Raw genomic sequence first — 17618 nt, 5'->3', positions numbered from 1 at the left:
CGCGATGTCCCTCTTCAAGGATCGTCGCCTCTCCTGGGAATCGGCCGGAGCCGACTGGCCGAACCGGGAAGCGAGCCGATTCGTGGAGGCCCGCGGCATCTGCTGGCATGTCCAGGAGATGGGACCCGAAGACGCGCCCGTCGTGCTGCTCCTGCACGGCACCGGCGCCTCGACCCATTCCTTCCGCGACCTGATGCCGCTGCTTGCCAAAGAATACCGGGTGATCGCCCCCGACCTGCCCGGCCAGGGCTTTTCCGAAACGCCCGGCCGCAACGGCCTGACGCTTTGGGGCATGGGGACGCTGATCGCCAATCTGCTGGACGCCCTCGATGTCCGGCCGGCCGTTGTCGCGGGCCATTCGGCGGGCGGGGCGATCGCCATCCAGATGGCGCTTGCCGGCCAGATCGAACCGGAGCGGATCGTCGCCATGAACGCCGCGCTGGAGCCCTTCCCCGGCTCGTCCTTCTTCTCGCCGATGGCGAAGCTCCTGTTCATGAATCCGTTCGTGCCGCGGCTCTTCTCGTTCCGCGCCCGGCTCAGCGACATCGCAGGGTTCGTGGAAAGCTCCACCAATTCGCAGATCGATGATGTCGGAAAGCGCTGCTACGAAAAGCTTCTGCAGACCCCCGACCATGTCGGTGGGGCGCTCGGCATGATGGCCAATTGGGATCTCGGATCGCTGCAGACGCGGCTTCGGCACCTCAAGGTGCCGCTCGTCCTTGTCATTGCCCGCAACGACGCCACCGTCTCGCCGGAGGTCTCCGAACGCGCCGCCCGGAAGGCGCCGAACGCGACGCTCATCGCGTTCGAGACCGGCGGCCACCTCCTCCACGAGGTCAATCCGGAAGCCATCGCGGAGATCATCGCCGGCCGGCAGATCGACGCCTGAGACCGGCTGCCGCAGGCCGCCCGAGGGCCCGTTCGTCGAACGACTGACTGGCCGTCCTCAGCAAAAACCCGGAATCCCTTTCAGCCGCGACGTTTGAGCCGGTCTTGCGAGACGTTTTAGCCTTGCGCACGTGTGTCAACCGGAGTTAACTGTCAACTTATGATGACACACGCGGTTCTCCCCTCCGATTTGACGGATGCTCCGGCACGGCGACCCCACGCGGTGGTCATCGGCGCCGGTTTCGGCGGCCTTGCGGCGGCGGTCAGGCTCGGCGCCAGAGGCTATCGGGTAACGGTCTTCGACCGGCTCGACGGGCCGGGCGGGCGCGGCTCGGTGTGGCGCCAGGACGGCTTCACCTTCGATATGGGGCCGACCATCGTCACCGCGCCGTTCCTGTTCGAGGAGCTGTGGGAGCTGTGCGGGCGCAAGCTTTCCGACGACATCGAGCTGAAGGCGCTTGAGCCCTTCTACACGGTGCGCTTCGACGACGGCGAGACCTTCTCGGCCTATTCCGATCCGGAAAAGATGCGCCAGGAGGTGGCCCGTTTCAATCCGGACGACGTCGCCGGCTACGACCGCTACATGAAGGAGGCCCAGGCCTGCTTCGAGACCGGTTTCGAGGGCATGGTCGACAAGCCGTTCTGCCGGCTCTTCAACATGGTCGAGGCGCTGCCGGACCTCATTCGTCGGCGCGCCGACCGCTCGGTCTACGGGCTCTGCGCGAAATACGTGAAGGACGAGCGGCTGCGTGTGGCGCTCTCCTTCCATCCGCTCTTTATCGGCGGCAGCCCGTTCCGGGTCAGCGCCGTCTTCAGCCTGATTTCCTATCTCGAGCGCCATTGGGGGGTGCACTACGCCATGGGCGGGACGGGCGCCCTGGCGAAGGGCATTGCGGGGCTCATCGAGGGCCAGGGCAATGTCGTGCGCTACAACACCGACGTTGCCGAGATCGTTGTGGAGGACGGCAAGGCCGCGGGCGTCAAGCTGGCCGACGGCGAGATCGTCGCCGCCGATGTCGTCGTCTCCAACGCCGATGCCGCCTGGACCTACTCCAAGCTCGTGCCGCCCAACCACCGGACCCGCTGGACCGACGCCAAGCTCGACCGCATGGCGTATTCCATGAGCCTGTTCATCTGGTATTTCGGCACCGACCGCAAATATGACGATGTCGGCCACCACACCATCCTGATGGGTCCGCGCTACCGCGGCCTGATCAAGGACATCTTCAAGAACAAGGTGCTGGCGGACGATTTCAGCCTTTACCTGCACCGGCCGTCGGCGACCGATCCGAGCGTCGCGCCGGACGGCTGCGATGCCTTCTACGTGCTGTCGCCGGTGCCGAACCTCGATGCCGACATCGACTGGACGACGACGGCCGAGGTGCTGCGCAAGCGCATCGCCGATAAGCTGGAGGCGACCGTGCTGCCGGATCTTTCCAGGCACATCGTCTCGTCGAAGATGATCACGCCGCTCGACTTCCGCGACCGGCTGCTGTCGGTCAAGGGCGCGGCCTTCGGCATGGAGCCGACCCTTTTCCAGATCGCCTGGTTCCGGCCGCACAACGTCTCAGAAGAGCTGGAAAACCTCTACATCGTCGGCGCAGGCACCCATCCGGGCGCCGGACTGCCCGGCGTCCTCGCCTCTGCCCGTATCCTCGACAAGTTGGTGCCCAATGCCGTTGCCTGAGTTTCCCGCCGGTCTCGGCGCCGCCGACCGGGCGGCGTGCAATGCCATCATTCGCGATGGCTCCAAGTCCTTCTATGCCGCCTCGCTGCTGCTGCCGCCGAAACCGCGCAACGCGGCGCGTGCGCTCTATGCCTTCTGCCGGTTCTCCGACGACCTCATCGACCAGAACGACGGCGGCCGGGCAGACCGGCTCGCCGAACGGCTCGACCGCATCTATGCGGGCACTCCGGTCGACCATATCGCCGACCGCGCCTTTGCGTGCGTGGTGGAGCAGTTCGACATTCCGCGCACCATCCCCGACGCCCTGATCGAGGGCTTCGCCTGGGACGAGGCCGGGCGCGACTACGCAACGATCGACGACGTCATGGCCTATTCGGCCCGGGTCGCCAGCACCGTCGGCGTCATGATGACCATCATCATGGGCAACCGCCGCCATGCGGTGCTGTCGCGGGCGGCCGATCTCGGCCTTGCCATGCAGCTCACCAACATCGCCCGCGATGTCGGCGAGGACGCGCGCATGGGCCGGATCTACCTGCCAAGGACCTGGCTGCTGGAAGAGGCGGTCGACCCGGACGAGCTTTTGGCGCGGCCGCAGCACACGCCCGGTATCGGCCGGGTAACCGCACGGCTGCTGGCCACGGCCGAGGACTACTACAGAAAGTCCGAGGCGGGCATCGGCGCGCTGCCGATCGGCTGCCGGCCGGCGATCCGCTCCGCGGCGCTGATCTACAGCGCCATCGGCTCGGAGATCGCCAATAACGGCTTCGACAGCACCAGCCGGCGCGCCTTCGTGTGCAGCCGGCGCAAGGTGTCGCTGATGGCAAACGCCGTGCTCACCCTTTCCATGTCCTCGCCGGCCACCGCCGGGGCGACCCATCCGGAGGCGCGGTTCCTGGTCGATGCCAGCGCGCTGCCCGATCCGGAGCCGAAGGTCGCCGGTCCCGTCCGGTTCCTGGAGCTCCTGGAGATCTCCGAACGGCGCAAATGGGAATGGCAGGTGACGGGCCGCGCAGAGGCTTGAGCGCGGTCCTTCTGTCGAAGGACCGCAGTTGCGTTCAGATGCCACGCAGGCTTGACGACGCACTCGCGTCGGCGCCCGTTCGGGCTTGCGACGCCTATCGGCGTCGGGGTCGCGCACTTATCGGCGTGGTCATTGTGGCAATGACGGGCTTCAGGCGCGGAGAGTTTGGATAGCCCCCATGGCCAGCTACGCCCTTGTCGAAATCCTGTTCAGTTCGGCCGTCCTTCTGGGGCTCGCCTATTGGCAGTGGCGCAGCGTCAACCGGGCGATTGCGGAGAGGAAGGCGCGCGAGGAGCGGGAAGCCGCCGAGCAGGCGGAGAAAGCCCCCTCAGAGGAAGAATGACCGCACCCGCCGCGGCATGCGGAACGGCAGCATCAGCTTGACGATGGGCGCGGCAAAGCGCACGCCGTCGAGGCTTTCGTGCACCATCTCCACGTCCTCGCCGAAGAGCCGGGTTGTCACCAGCGAGCGCACGTAGAACGGCGAATCCTCAAGCGTCCTCAGCGTTTTCGGCTCGAAACCGGGCTCGCTGGCGATCGACCGCTTCACGCGCCAGAAGCCGCGCGGCAGGGGCACGGCGGGAGGCATGGCGCTGACCTCAAGGCCACCGTCGGGCTTTGCCTTGAGGCACATGGACGCGCGCGAGCCGTCGCGGCGGATCGCGTCGTAAAGCATCACCGGATCGCCGCCTGAGAGCAGCCCGCGCGCCCAGTCCCAGCGCCGGAACCCGGCCTCCAGGGGCTCGGCCCCGCAATTGCTGTCCACATAGCCGATGCCGCTCCAGCCGGGGACGCCGCCCCGATCGATTCTGACATCGATGCGGGCGCGCGGCGCGATCGGCGTCCACCAGTGGCGGCCGAGCGCATCGAGCGGGAACGGCGCGCCGGACAGCGCCTCGGGCGTCACCTCGATGGTGCCGGCGATGCGGCGGGGAAGGAACATGCCCGGCGGGCGCGGCAGGGCCAGCTCGTCGAAGCTGATCCTGAGGCCGCCTGCCGTCCACTCAAGGCTGCTCGGGCCGACCTGGAAGCGGTCAGCGTCGCGGGACAGCGCGCCCCTTGCCCGCTCCGTCATCGACCAGCGATTGCCGCCCGGTGCGTAGAGCGCGACGTTGATGGCGACGTGGTTTTCCGGGTCGTGGCGGCCGGACCAGTGGTAGTAGGGCGAGAATACCGAGCCGACGAAGGCGATGACGGACAGGCCATACTGGCCGCAGTCGCTCAGTCCGTCGACGTACCACCAGAGGTATCCGCCCGGCGGGACGTCGGCGTCGAATCGCGGTCGGCGATCAGCGTCTCGGCCGCAATCCGGCCCGACAGCGCCGCCATCGGGATGCCCGGCCCCGGATGGACGCTGCCTCCCGCCATGTAGAGGCCCGGCACGTTCGTCTTCGCGCCCGGCCGCTGGAACGACGACATCCATCCGTGCGAGGCCGGGCCGTAGAGCGCCCCGCCCGTCGCCGGGAACATCCTTGCGAAGCCCGTCGGCGTCGTCGTCACGCTCTCGGTCTGCGACCCGTTGACCGTCAGGCCGCACCGTTCCAGCACCCGCACCATCGCGTCCAGACATCGTTCAATCTCGCTTTCGGCATATTCGTGGGCATCGCCGATCGCCGGCGCGTTGATCAGGAAAAACAGCGGCTCCGCCGCATCCGGCGCGGCATCGGGTACGGCGTCGATGCGCGCTCCCCGGTCATTGCGGCCTTGCGCGCAGATATAGACGGTCGGCTCGCGCGGCACGGCCCGGCGCTTGAAGAGGGCGTCGAACTCGGCCTTGTAGTCATTGGAAAAGAAGACGTTGTGGCGGCTGAGCGGAAAGCCGGCGGTGACGCCTGAGGCAGACCAGGTCATCGCCGAGAGCGAGCGGCGCCCGCGCGAGGTGGGCCTGAGCCCGGTATCGACCTCGCCGAGCTTGCCAGCGGCGAGCGCCGACATGTCGCCGTTGAAGATGACGGCGCCGGCCTCGATCACCTCGCCGTCGTCGAGCTGCACCCCGGTGACGCCGTCGCTGTCGGTCAAAACCCGGTCGACGGCGCGGCCGTAGTCGAAGCGGGCGCCGTTTCGTTCCGCGACGGCGGCAATCGCCAGCGGCAATTGGTGCATGCCGCCCTTCACCAGCCAGACGCCGTCCTGCTCCACATGGGAGATCAGCATCAGCGTCGCCGGCGCCTCATAGGGCGAGGAGCCGCAATAGGTGGCGTAGCGCCCGAAGAGCTGGCGCAGGCGCTTGTCGGGGAAGTAGTCGCCGAGCGACTTCCAAAGGGTCGAGAACGGCTTGATCTGGCGGATTGCGCCGAGACTGCCGGCGCCGAGCCGGCTGGCAAGCTGCACCGGGTTCGGCCGCGTGTCGGCGATGAAGGTCCGCTGCAGCAGCTTGTAGATGCGGGCGGAGTCCTCGCAAAGGCGCAGATAGCCGTCGGCGTTGCGGCGGTCCGCAAAGGCGGCGATGGCGGCATGGCTGTCGTTTGTGTCGGCAAAAAGGTCGAGGCGGGATCCGTCCTGCCAGCCATGGCGGGCGAGGATCGAGGCCGTCTCCAGGCCGACTTCGGCCTCCAGCGAGGTGCCCGCCGGCTCCAGCAGCTCGTCGAACACCCACTTCATGGTCATGACCGTGGGGCCGGAATCGATCTCGACGCCACCGACCGGGATGGTGCGGATCTTGCCGCCGGGCGCATCGGCCTTTTCGATGACGCGCACGGACATGCCGCGGGCCGAGAGCGCGACCGCCGCGGCCAGCCCGCCCATGCCGGCGCCGACGATGACGACATCGCTCGAACGGTGCGGCGACCTAGTCATTTCTACGGAACCCACGCACGTTGACATCTCGATATGATCTGTCAATCTAATGTGACATTTGGCTCTGTAAATGTAAATTGACGCACATTGCCGGGAAGGAGTGCTCCGATGGACGTCCAAGCCAGGATCGAGCGGGCCCTGGAGCGGGCACTATCCTACGCTGCGGGCAACAACGGCCAGCCGAAACAGCTCGTCGAGGCGATGCGCTACAGCGTGTTTCCCGGCGGCGCGCGGGTGCGCCCCCGGCTCTGCCTCGCCGTCGCCTATTCCTGCGGCGACCCGGCGCCGGAGGCCTCGGACGCCGCGGCCGCCGCAATCGAGCTGCTACATTGTGCCTCACTCGTCCATGACGACATGCCCTGCTTCGACAATGCGGACCTGCGCCGCGGCAAGCCGACGGTGCACGAGGCATTCGGCGAGCCGCTCGCACTGCTGGCGGGCGACGCCCTCATTGTGCTCGCCTTCGAGACCATCGCGCGCGAATGCGCTTTGGTGCCGGAGCGGATCGGACCGCTGATCTCGACCCTCGGACGCTCGGTCGGCATGCCCTACGGCATCGTTGCCGGCCAGGCCTGGGAGAGCGAGCCTGAGATCGTGCTGGAAGACTATCACCGGGCCAAGACGACGGCGCTGTTCAGTTGCGCCACGACGGCAGGCGCCATCGCCGCCGGGTCCGATCCCCAGGTCTGGTACGGCGTCGGCGACGAACTCGGCAACGCCTACCAGGTGGCCGACGACCTGCGTGACGCCGTCTCCACCGAGAGCGAACTCGGCAAGCCGATCGGTCAGGACGAACGTAACTGCCGGCCCAACGCCGTCAGCGAGCTCGGCATCGAAGGCGCCCTTGCGCGGCTCGTCGGCCACGTCCAGGCCGCCGTCGACGCCATCCCGCCCTGCCCCGGCTCGGCACAACTCGAACAACTGATCAAATCGGAGGCGAAACGCCTGCGGCCGAAGAGTCTCGCCCAGCACGCCGCCTGACAAGAAACTCATGGCGGAAACGACGATCTCGACATCATCGGAAAGACCGCCCCGGCCGACGCCTTCCCTCGCCGATCGCCTGCGCGACTGGCGGTCCGGTCTCGTCGCCCGGCCCGGATTCCAGGCGCTTGCCGCGCGCCTGCCCTTCGTCAAACGGATCGCCGCCGGCCAGACGCGCGCGCTGTTCGACCTCACCTCCGGGTTCATCTACTCCCAGGTGCTTTTCTCCTGCGTCGAACTCGGCCTCTTTGACAAGCTGAAGGCGGAGCCGGCAACGACGGCCGAGATCGCCGCCATGTGCCGGCTCAACCGCCGCGCCGCCAACCTGCTCACCACCGCGGCGGCGGAGCTGAAGCTGATCCGCAAGGCCCGCGACGGACGCTGGCGGCTCGACGATTTCGGCGCCGTCGTCGCCGGCAATGCGGGCATCGCGGCGATGATCCGCCACCACGCCATGCTCTACCGCGACCTCGCCGACCCGCTTGCGCTGCTCAGCGGCAATGCCGGGCGCACCGAGACGGCCGACTTCTGGGCCTATGCCGGCGGGCGCGCCGACGAAGTGACCGATGCCGGCGCCGGCGTCTATTCCGACCTCATGGGCCTCAGCCAGGACCTCGTCGCCGAAGAGGTGTTGTCTGCCTATCCGGCGGGGCGGCACAACGTGGTGCTCGATGTCGGCGGCGGCGACGGCGCGTTTTTAAGGGCGCTCGGCGCCAGGAGCCGCAAGCCGCAGCTCTGGCTGTTCGACCTGCCGGCCGTCGCACCGCTGGCGGAGGAGCGATTCGCCAAAGCCGACCTCGCGGACAGGGCAAGCATCCATTCCGGCGACTTCTTTTCCGACCCCCTGCCCTTCGGCGCCGACCTCGTCACCCTCATCCGAATCGTCTGCGACCACGACGACGACGCGGTGGTTGCGCTGCTTCGCAACCTTCACAGGTCCATGCACCGCGATGCCACCCTTCTGATTGCAGAGCCGATGGCTGGACCAGAGGGCGGCGCGGGGTCGGCCGCGGCCTACTTCAGTTTCTATTTCCTTGCCATGAAATCGGGCCGCTGCCGGTCGCCGGCGGAACTGACCGAATTGCTGGAAAAAGCAGGTTTTTCAGGCATCGAGTGGCGCACGACCCGGCGCCCGATTTTTGCCAGCGTCATTGTCGCGCACCCTTAACAGTGCTGTAAATTAAAGTTGACATGCACTGACGTAAATCTAAGATGACATGTGGGAGGCGCGGTCAATGGAGCCGCGTGGAGGCCTATGAGCACAACCGCGGTCGTACTGAGCAAACCATGCACGCTTGAGCTTGCCGAGGTGACGCTTTCGCAGCGTCAGCCGAGCGATATCGTCGTGGACATTCTCTGGTCCGGCATTAGCACCGGCACGGAAAAGCTGCTCTATCAAGGCCTTATGCCGACCTTCCCCGGAATGGGGTACCCGCTGGTGCCCGGCTACGAGGCCGTCGGCATCGTTGCTGACGCGCCCGACGGCGCCGGCCGCAAGGTCGGCGACATGGTGTTCGTGCCCGGCGCCCGCTGCTATGAGGGTGTCAACGGCCTTTTCGGCGCCTCGGCCGCGCAGGTCCAGGTCTGCAGCTCGCGCACCTACCGGGTGCCGGATTCGCTCGGCGAACAGGGCGTGCTTCTGGCGCTTGCCGCCACCGCCCACCATGCGATCGCCGTCGGCGGTGCGCGCGCTCCCGAACTCATCATCGGCCACGGCGTGCTCGGCCGCTTGATCGCGCGGATCATCGTCGCGCTCGGCCATCCGGCCCCCGTCGTCTGGGAAGCCAACCCGCAACGCCGCGAGGGCGATCATCCATACCAAGTCATCGCGCCGGACAGCGACGGCAATGCCGGCTACCGGTCGATCCTGGACGCCAGCGGCGACCACGAAATTCTCGACAAGGTGATTCCGCACCTTTCCCAGAACGGAATCATCACGCTTGCCGGCTTCTACCACCTGCCGCTCAGCTTCGTGTTTCCGCCCGCCTTCATGCGCGAGGCGCAGATTCGGATCGCGGCGGAATTCAAGCCGGAAAACGTCGGCGAGGTCCTCCGCCTCATCAACAGCGGTGCCTTGTCCCTCGACGGTCTGATCACCCATCGCATGGCCGCAGCCGACGCGCCGCGTGCCTATGAGATCGCCTTCGGTGATCCGGACTGCCTGAAGATGGTGCTGAACTGGAGGAGCGTCTCATGACCGAAGGCATGCCAAAGGCATCGATCGAGGCCATCGACGACCAGCTCCGCCAGGAAGCCGAGATCGATCCGGATCCCGTGGTGGCCGGCGAAGTGACCAAGGAAACGCAGATCATCGCGATCTACGGCAAGGGCGGCATCGGCAAGAGCTTCACGCTCGCCAACCTTTCCTACATGCTCGCCCAGCTCGGCAAGAAGGTGCTGCTGATCGGCTGCGATCCGAAGAGCGACACGACCTCGCTCCTGTTCGGCGGCCGCGCCTGCCCGACCATCATCGAGACCTCCTCGAAGAAGAAGGCGGCCGGCGAAGAGGTCGCCATCGGCGACGTCTGCTTCAAGCGCGACGGCGTCTTCGCCATGGAGCTCGGCGGCCCGGAAGTAGGTCGTGGCTGCGGCGGACGCGGCATCATCCACGGCTTCGAGATCCTCGAAAAGCTCGGCTTCCACGAGTGGGATTTCGACTACGTGCTGCTCGATTTCCTCGGCGATGTGGTGTGCGGCGGCTTCGGCCTGCCGATTGCCCGCGACATGTGCCAGAAGGTCGTCGTTGTCGGCGCCAACGACCTGCAGTCGCTCTACGTCGCCAACAATGTCTGCTCGGCGGTGGAGTATTTCCGCAAGCTCGGCGGCAATGTCGGCGTCGCCGGCATGGTGGTCAACAAGGACGACGGCACCGGCGAGGCGCACGCCTTTGCCAAGGCCGCCGGCATTCCGGTCCTTGCCGCGATCCCGCAGCACGAGGATATCCGGCGCAAGAGCGCCAACTACCAGATCATCGGCTATCCCGGCGGCGAATGGGCGCCCCTCTTTGAGGCCCTGTCGGAGAACTTGTGCGTCGCCCCGCCGACCCAGCCGACGCCGCTCAGCCAGGACGAACTCCTCGGCCTGTTCGATACGGAGGATTCGGAGACCGGTTTCGCGCTCGTTCCGGCGACGCAGGAGGACATGTGCGCGGCCTCCACGCTGAACAAGCCCTCCCTCGAAGTCATCTACGACGAGGTCTGAGCCCAGCCATGACCGACGACGCCATCCTTGCCCGTCAGACAGCAGACCCCACTCCCGCGGATGCGCCGGAGGCGGAGGGCCTTGGCTGCCATGCGGGTGCGGAAAAGATGAAGGCGGCGGCGATGGCTTCCGGCAAGGCCGAGGTGATGGAGCGCCTGGAGAAGGACTATCCGAAGGGGCCGCACGACCGGCCGCAGTCGATGTGCCCGGCCTTCGGCTCGCTGCGCGTCGGCCTGCGCATGCGCCGGGTCGCGACGATCCTGTCCGGTTCGGCCTGCTGCGTCTACGGCCTCACCTTCACCTCGCATTTCTACGGCGCCCGGCGGCCGGTCGGCTACGTGCCGTTCAACTCCGAGACGCTGGTCACCGGCAAGCTCTTTGAAGACATCCGCGAGGCCGTCGAGCAGATGGCCGACCCGGCGCAGTACGACGCGATCGTGGTCACCAATCTGTGCGTTCCGACGGCCTCCGGCGTGCCGCTTCAGATGCTGCCGAAAGAGATCAACGGCGTGCGCATCGTCGGTATCGACGTGCCCGGCTTCGGCGTTCCCACCCATGCGGAAGCCAAGGACACGCTCAGCGGTGCCATGCTGGAATACGCATTGACGGAGGCCCGCAGCGGGCCGGTCCAGGCACCGCGAGACGGCCTTGAAGAGCGGCCGACCGTGACGCTGGTCGGGGAAATGTTCCCGGCCGACCCGATGACCATCGGCGCCCTTCTGGAGCCGATGGGTCTTGCGGCCGGCACAGTGGTGCCCGTGCGTGAATGGCGTGAGCTGTACACCGCCCTCGACTGCGTGGCCGTTGCCGCCATTCACCCATTCTACACCGCCTCGCTGCGCGCCTTCGCCAAGGCCGGGCGTCCGATCACCGGATCGGCACCGGTCGGCTATGAGGGAACGAATGCCTGGATGGAGGCGGTCGGGCGGCTCGCCAACGTGCCGCAGAAGGACATCGACCGCGCCCGTAACGGCATTCTTCCAGCAATCCGCGGCGCCCTTGCCGGCGCCCCGATCACGGGCCGGATCACGCTCTCCGGCTATGAGGGCTCGGAACTGCTGGTCGGCCGGCTGCTGGTGGAAAGCGGCGCGGACCTTCGCTACGTGGGCACCGCCTGCCCGAAGACGCCGCATTCGGCGGACGACGCGGCCTGGCTGGAAGCGCATGGCGTCCATGTGCAGTACCGCGCCTCGCTGGAGCAGGATATCGCGGCGTTCGAGGAATTCCGGCCGGACCTTGCCGTCGGCACGACGCCGGTGGTGCAGCACGCCAAGGAAGCCGCCACGCCGGCGCTCTACTTCACCAACCTGATCTCGGCGCGGCCGCTGATGGGTCCCGCCGGTGCCGGCTCGCTTGCGCAGATCGTCAACGGGGCGATCGCCAACAAGCCGCGCTTCGACCGCATGACGGCGTTCTTCGAGGGCGTCGGCTCCGGCGATGCCGCCGGCGTCTGGGAAGACGTTCCGGCCGACCGCTCCGCATTCCGCAAGAAATACGCGGCCAAGACCAGGCGCCAGACCAACGCCGTCGACAACGGGGAGGCCGTGGGATGCTGATCCTCGATCTCGACCGCGCCGGTGGCTACTGGGGCTCCGTCTACGCCTTCACCGCGATCAAGGGCCTGCAGGTCATCATCGACGGCCCGGTCGGCTGCGAGAACCTGCCGGTGACCTCGGTGCTGCATTACACCGACGCGCTGCCGCCGCACGAATTGCCGATCGTCGTCACCGGCCTCGGCGAGGAAGAGCTCGGCCAGCACGGCACCGAAGGCGCCATGAAGCGGGCTCGCGAAGTCCTCGATCCGGACCTGCCGGCCGTGGTCGTCACCGGCTCGATCGCGGAAATGATCGGCGGCGGCGTGACGCCGGAAGGCACCAACATCCAGCGCTTCCTGCCGCGGACCATCGACGAGGACCAGTGGCAGAGCGCCGACCGCGCCCTGAAGTGGCTGTGGACCGAATACGGCCCGAAGAAGGGCAAGGTCAAGGAGCGCACGCGCAAGGACGGCGAGACGCCCAGGGTCAACATCATCGGCCCGATGTACGGCACCTTCAACATGCCGTCGGATCTGGCTGAAATCCGCCGCCTGGTGGAAGGCATCGGCGCGGAAATCAACATGGTGTTCCCGCTCGGCAGCCACCTTGCGGACGTCTCCAAGCTGGCCAATGCCGACGTCAATATCTGCATGTACCGGGAGTTCGGCCGCCTCTTATGCGAAGCGCTCGACCGGCCCTACCTGCAGGCGCCGATCGGCATCCATTCCACGACCGCGTTCCTGGAAACGCTCGGCGAGATGCTGGACCTCGACCCGCAGCCCTTCATCGCCCGGGAAAAGCACACGACGCTGAAGCCGATGTGGGATTTGTGGCGCTCGGTGACCCAGGACTTCTTCGCCACGGCGAGCTTTGCGATCGTCGCCAGCGAGACCTACGAGCGCGGCATCCGGCATTTCCTGGAAGACGAGCTCGGCATGCCCTGCGCCTTCTCGTTCCAGCGGCGCGCCGGGGTGAAGCCGGACAACCAGTCGATCCGCAAGGCGATCCACGAGACGCCGCCGCTGATCCTGTTCGGCTCCTACAACGAGCGCATGTACCTGGCCGAGACCGGGTCCAGGGCGATCTACGTTCCCGCGTCCTTCCCGGGCGCGATCATCCGCCGGCACACCGGAACGCCCTTCATGGGCTATTCCGGCGCCACCTACGCCATCCAGGAAGTCTGCAACGGCCTGTTCGATGCGCTGTTCAACATCCTGCCGCTGTCGAGCGAGCTCGACAAGGTGGAGGCGACGCCGACGCGCAAGCACCGGGAACTGGCCTGGGCGGAAGAGGCAAAGGCGGAACTCGACCGGCTGGTCGCCAAGCAGCCGGTGCTGGTTCGGATTTCGGCCGCCAAGCGGCTGCGCGACGCGGCCGAGGACGACGCAAGGCGCGACGGCAACGAGCGGGTCGAGAAACATCATGTCGAGGCAGCACGCAGCCGTGTTTCGGAGCGCGCAGCCTGAGGAAAGCATTCACGTCCCGTGAGCTGGGTGCTCGGGGAAACTGGAGGACTGACAATGGCTTACGGATGTTCGAGAAGCCGTGACTGCGGACCGAAGCTCGGCTTCAGGGACAGTCTCGAATATCACGTCGTGGTTGTCGTTTTCATCGCCATGTACCTGCTCGCCGCACCGTTCATGGCTCTGATCCGGCACCCGGGACGCAACCGAAATCTTGGCGACGCAAAGCGCCCCTCGCTTCTGGCGAGGGCGACGAGCGCCGCCCAGATCGCAGCCGGCTACGCATTCATGCGCTAGCCACGAGTTTGCCGGATCCACTCCGGCAAGAACCGCCAAAGGTCATGTCCCGACGGGTCTGGCTGGAGGCACACCCCGCCGTGGGGGTCCCGCGGAACTGGTAAATAGGAGGGAATTCTTATGGCCAGTGACAACAGCACGCTTTCGGGTTTTTCCGATAGCGAGGCGCAGGAGTTCCATAAGCTCTTCATCCAAGGCTTCGTGATTTTCATGGTGATCGCGATCATCGCGCATTTCCTGGCCTGGATGTGGCGCCCGTGGATCCCGGGTCCGCAGGGTTATGCGTCGCTCTCCGACGTTGGCCAGGCGGTCTCCACTTTCATCCCGATGATCTCGTAGAGGAGAAGACGCCATGTATAAGATCTGGACGCTCTTTGATCCTCGCCGGGTCCTGGTGGCTCTGAGCGTTTTTCTTTTCGTTCTCGCCATCCTGATCCACATGATCCTGCTCGGCACCGAGAAGTTCAACTGGCTCGAGGGTAACCCCTACAAGGCCGCTTCGGTTGAACAGTCCATCTCGTCGCCTGTGGAGCCTCTTCGGCTTATCGGATAGTGCGCATGCAAACGCGACGGGCCGTCTGGCGCGTTCCTTGCGCCCGCCGGCCCGTCGCGACCCCGACAAGCAACGGAAGCCGCCCGTCCGTTCAATTCGGCGTGGAGAAAAATGATGGCACTACTCAGCTTCGAACGTAAATATCGTGTCCGAGGAGGAACGTTGATCGGCGGAGACCTTTTTGATTTCTGGGTCGGGCCGTTCTACGTTGGTTTCTTCGGTGTAACGACCGCATTTTTCACGATCCTCGGGACGGCGCTCATCCTCTATGGCGCGGCGCTTGGCCCGACGTGGAATATCTGGCGCATTTCGATTGCGCCGCCCGATCTCAGCTATGGCCTCGCCCTTGCCCCCCTCGCGAAAGGCGGCCTGTGGCAGATCATTACGATCTGCGCACTCGGCGCGTTCGTGTCCTGGGCCCTGCGCGAGGTGGAAATCTGCCGCAAGCTCGGCATCGGCTACCATGTTCCGTTCGCGTTCGGCGTGGCGATCTTCGCGTATTTCACGCTGGTGGTCATTCGCCCGGTTCTGCTCGGCGCCTGGGGCCATGGCTTCCCGTACGGCATCTTCAGCCATCTCGACTGGGTGTCGAACGTCGGCTACCAATATCTGCACTTCCACTACAATCCTGCCCACATGCTGGCGATCACGTTCTTCTTTACGACGTGTCTGGCGCTGGCAATGCATGGCGGCCTGATCCTTTCGGCGTCCAACCCGGGCCGGTCCCGGAAAGATCCGAAGGTCCGCGGCTCCGTCAAGGTGGCCGATTACGAAGACACGTTCTTCCGCGACGCCGTCGGTTACTCGATCGGCGCTCTCGGCATTCACCGTCTTGGCCTCCTGCTCGCAATCAACGCCGGTTTCTGGAGTGCGGTGTGCATCGTCATCAGCGGACCGCTGTGGACCAAGGGTTGGCCGCAGTGGTGGAACTGGTGGCTTGACCTGCCCTTCTGGAGCTAAGGAGATCCACGATGTCCGAATATCAAAACATCTTCACGGCGGTGCAGGTCAGGGGACATCCCGAGACCGGCGTGCCGCTGCCTCCGGGAGACAGCAAGCGTTGGGGAACACCGTTCTTCGAGTACTGGATCGGCAAGATCGGCATCGCGCAGATCGGCCCGATCTACCTCGGAACGCTCGGGTTCTTCTCGCTCGTCTTCGGCGCCATCGCCGTTTCCATCATCGGCCTCAACATGCTGGCCTCCGTGGGCTGGGACCCGATCCAGTTCATCCGCCAGCTCTTCTGGCTGGGACTTGAGCCGCCCCCGGCGAAGTACGGCCTGACCATCCTTGCCCCCCTCAACGAGGGCGGCTGGTGGCAGATCACCGGCTTCTTCCTGACCCTGTCCATCCTCCTGTGGTGGGCCCGCATGTATGTGCGCGCACGCCAGCTCGAGCTGGGCACCCACGTTGCCTGGGCGTTCGCGTCCGCGATCTTCCTGTTCCTGTCGCTCGGCTTCATCCGGCCGCTGATGATGGGAAGCTGGGCCGAGGCGGTGCCGTTCGGCATCTTCCCGCACCTGGACTGGACGACCGCTTTCTCGATCCGCTACGGCAACCTCTACTACAACCCGTTCCACGCCCTCTCGATCGCCTTCCTTTACGGCTCCGCCCTCCTGTTCGCCATGCATGCCGGCACGGTGCTCTCGGTCGGACGCTATGGCGGCGACCGCGAGCTGGAGCAGATCACGGACCGCGGTACGGCTTCCGAACGCGGTGCCCTGTTCTGGCGCTGGACGATGGGCTGGAACGCCACGATGGAATCCATCCACCGCTGGGCCTGGTGGTTCGCAGTGCTGACCCCGCTGACCGGCGCGATCGGCATTCTTCTGACAGGTACGGTGGTCGATAACTGGTACCTGTGGGGCATGAAGCACGGCATCGTCGCGCCGCTGCCCGATGTCTTCCCGGGTGTCGTGGATCCGTCTATTGCAGGAGCGGCACAATGAAACTCTGGATTCCCTTTGCTATCGCTGCCGCCGTTCTGATGGCAGTCGCGATGGTGATCATGCCGCACTGGGATCTGCCGCCGCAGACGGTCACGCAGATCGGCTATCGCGGTACCGGCATGTACGACATCAAGGACCAGGAAGACGAAGCCGTCCTGGTCAAGGCCAACGTGGTTCCGGGCGTGCCCTATGAGCCGGATCCGGAAGGCCAGAAGGCCGGCGACGTCTACGAGAACGTCCAGGTTCTCGGGCATCTGTCCGAGGACGAATTCAACCAGCTCATGATGGCCATCACCCAGTGGACCACTCCGGACAATGACTGCAACTACTGTCACGATCCGGAGAACCTGGCCTCCGACGCGGTCTACACCAAGGTCGTGTCGCGGCGCATGCTGCAGATGACCCAGGCCATCAACGCGGACTGGAAAACCCACGTCGCGGAGACGGGCGTCACCTGTTACACCTGCCACCGCGGCCAGAACATCCCGCCGGAGACCTGGTCGACCGATCTCGGCCCGAAGATGGCGGGCTATCTCGGCTACCGCGCCGACCAGAACATCGTCGCGGAAACGGCCGGCCATACGGCGTTGCCGAATGGCGGGTTCGACAACTACCTGCTCGGCGACAAGTCGCTTCTCGTTCACTCCAAGTCGGCGCTGCCGAACGGATCGAACAAGACCGACCTGACCGACGCGGAGCGGACCTTCGGCCTCATGATCCACATGTCCGAGGGACTGGGTGTCGGCTGCATCACCTGCCACAACACCCGCGCCTTCGACAACTGGGACGAGAGCCCGCCGCAGCGCGTCACCGCCTGGCACGGCATCCGCCTGACCCGCGCCCTCAACAACGACTACATGGCGCCGATGACCCCGGTCATGCCGGCCAACCGTGTCGGTCCGGAGGGCGACATCCTCAAGGTCGACTGCGCCACCTGCCACAACGGCGTTCAGAAGCCGCTCTATGGCGCACCGATGGTGCAGGACTACCTGAAGGGCCTCGGCACGAAGACCTTCACGGGCGTGCCGGACTTCACGACCTGGAAGGAAGGCGAGACCGAACGGCTGCTGCCGATGGAAGAGGACAAGACCTCCGACGCCGGCACCGCCGCGACGTCAGCCCAACTGGCGGTCAACTGACGACAGGGACCGGGCGCCACGCCGCCCGGACCCCCAACCAAATCGGGGAGGGCCATGGCCCTCCCCTTTCTTTTGGTTTTTTGCCGCCGGCCGGCCGGATAGTTGATC

General features: G+C 66.0%; 18 protein-coding genes. 16 read left to right on the top strand and 2 right to left on the bottom strand.

The genetic code is table 11. The features are described 5' to 3' along the window. The first annotated feature begins 4 nt into the window (after window positions 1-4). From bchO to CH339_RS24640, 4 genes are all read left to right on the top strand, one after another. Window positions 5-889, top strand: a complete 885-nt coding sequence (bchO, locus tag CH339_RS08835; protein WP_111433983.1) for an alpha/beta fold hydrolase BchO — start codon at window positions 5-7, stop codon at window positions 887-889. A 159-nt stretch (window positions 890-1048) separates the two neighbouring features. Next, a complete protein-coding gene (crtI, locus tag CH339_RS08830; protein ID WP_111433982.1) occupies window positions 1049-2575 on the top strand; it encodes a phytoene desaturase family protein in 1527 nt (508 codons plus the stop codon). After that, window positions 2562-3596 (top strand): phytoene/squalene synthase family protein, encoded by a 1035-nt coding sequence (locus CH339_RS08825; protein ID WP_111433981.1) that lies wholly within the window; start codon window positions 2562-2564, stop codon window positions 3594-3596. Before crtI ends, CH339_RS08825 begins: the two co-directional genes overlap by 14 nt. Before the next feature lie 178 nt (window positions 3597-3774). Further along, the gene (locus CH339_RS24640; protein WP_170138452.1) at window positions 3775-3939 is read left to right on the top strand and encodes a hypothetical protein; all 165 of its coding nucleotides are present in this window, start codon (window positions 3775-3777) and stop codon (window positions 3937-3939) included. On the opposite strand, the gene CH339_RS08820 is transcribed toward CH339_RS24640, so the two are convergent. Both CH339_RS08820 and crtD read right to left on the bottom strand, forming a co-directional pair. Further along, on the bottom strand, window positions 3925-4788 hold the full coding sequence (locus CH339_RS08820; protein ID WP_497847401.1) for a carotenoid 1,2-hydratase family protein: 864 nt from the start codon (window positions 4786-4788) through the stop codon (window positions 3925-3927). The genes CH339_RS24640 and CH339_RS08820 overlap by 15 nt on opposite strands. 29 nt (window positions 4789-4817) lie before the next feature. Next, complete coding sequence (gene crtD, locus CH339_RS08815) at window positions 4818-6392, bottom strand: 1-hydroxycarotenoid 3,4-desaturase CrtD (protein ID WP_111433980.1); 1575 nt, start codon at window positions 6390-6392, stop codon at window positions 4818-4820. A 108-nt stretch (window positions 6393-6500) separates the two neighbouring features. Between crtD and CH339_RS08810 the strand changes: the two genes are divergently transcribed. The 12 genes from CH339_RS08810 (at window position 6501) to pufC (ending at window position 17510) form a co-directional block, all read left to right on the top strand. Then, window positions 6501-7373 carry a polyprenyl synthetase family protein gene (locus CH339_RS08810; protein ID WP_111433979.1) on the top strand — a complete coding sequence of 291 codons (873 nt, stop codon included), beginning with the start codon at window positions 6501-6503 and terminating at the stop codon, window positions 7371-7373. A gap of 10 nt (window positions 7374-7383) precedes the next feature. After that, window positions 7384-8541, top strand: a complete 1158-nt coding sequence (locus CH339_RS08805) for a methyltransferase (protein WP_111433978.1) — start codon at window positions 7384-7386, stop codon at window positions 8539-8541. A gap of 87 nt (window positions 8542-8628) precedes the next feature. Beyond that, window positions 8629-9570 (top strand): chlorophyll synthesis pathway protein BchC, encoded by a 942-nt coding sequence (gene bchC / locus CH339_RS08800; protein WP_111433977.1) that lies wholly within the window; start codon window positions 8629-8631, stop codon window positions 9568-9570. After that, a complete protein-coding gene (locus tag CH339_RS08795) occupies window positions 9567-10574 on the top strand; it encodes a chlorophyllide a reductase iron protein subunit X (RefSeq protein WP_111433976.1) in 1008 nt (335 codons plus the stop codon). Before bchC ends, CH339_RS08795 begins: the two co-directional genes overlap by 4 nt. Window positions 10575-10582: 8 nt before the next feature. Next, window positions 10583-12130: a chlorophyllide a reductase subunit Y gene (bchY, locus tag CH339_RS08790; RefSeq protein ID WP_111433975.1), complete on the top strand. Its 1548-nt coding sequence runs from the start codon at window positions 10583-10585 to the stop codon at window positions 12128-12130. After that, window positions 12124-13575: a chlorophyllide a reductase subunit Z gene (bchZ, locus tag CH339_RS08785; protein ID WP_111433974.1), complete on the top strand. Its 1452-nt coding sequence runs from the start codon at window positions 12124-12126 to the stop codon at window positions 13573-13575. The genes bchY and bchZ overlap by 7 nt, the downstream gene beginning before the upstream one ends. A gap of 129 nt (window positions 13576-13704) precedes the next feature. Continuing rightward, window positions 13705-13869 carry a hypothetical protein gene (locus tag CH339_RS24635; RefSeq protein ID WP_170138451.1) on the top strand — a complete coding sequence of 55 codons (165 nt, stop codon included), beginning with the start codon at window positions 13705-13707 and terminating at the stop codon, window positions 13867-13869. A 120-nt stretch (window positions 13870-13989) separates the two neighbouring features. Continuing rightward, complete coding sequence (pufB, locus tag CH339_RS08775; protein WP_111433972.1) at window positions 13990-14208, top strand: light-harvesting antenna LH1, beta subunit; 219 nt, start codon at window positions 13990-13992, stop codon at window positions 14206-14208. Window positions 14209-14221: 13 nt separating this feature from the next. Continuing rightward, on the top strand, window positions 14222-14422 hold the full coding sequence (gene pufA / locus CH339_RS08770; RefSeq protein ID WP_111433971.1) for a light-harvesting antenna LH1, alpha subunit: 201 nt from the start codon (window positions 14222-14224) through the stop codon (window positions 14420-14422). 114 nt (window positions 14423-14536) lie between these two features. Continuing rightward, a complete protein-coding gene (gene pufL, locus CH339_RS08765; protein WP_111434023.1) occupies window positions 14537-15382 on the top strand; it encodes a photosynthetic reaction center subunit L in 846 nt (281 codons plus the stop codon). A gap of 11 nt (window positions 15383-15393) precedes the next feature. Then, complete coding sequence (gene pufM, locus CH339_RS08760; RefSeq protein WP_111433970.1) at window positions 15394-16371, top strand: photosynthetic reaction center subunit M; 978 nt, start codon at window positions 15394-15396, stop codon at window positions 16369-16371. Then, window positions 16368-17510: a photosynthetic reaction center cytochrome PufC gene (gene pufC, locus CH339_RS08755; protein WP_111433969.1), complete on the top strand. Its 1143-nt coding sequence runs from the start codon at window positions 16368-16370 to the stop codon at window positions 17508-17510. Before pufM ends, pufC begins: the two co-directional genes overlap by 4 nt. Window positions 17511-17618 lie beyond the last annotated feature (108 nt).

Origin of the sequence: Rhodobium orientis, from assembly GCF_003258835.1 — a bacterium.
GTDB lineage: Bacteria > Pseudomonadota > Alphaproteobacteria > Rhizobiales > Rhodobiaceae > Rhodobium > Rhodobium orientis.
This window is presented reverse-complemented; position numbering and strand designations above follow the sequence as displayed.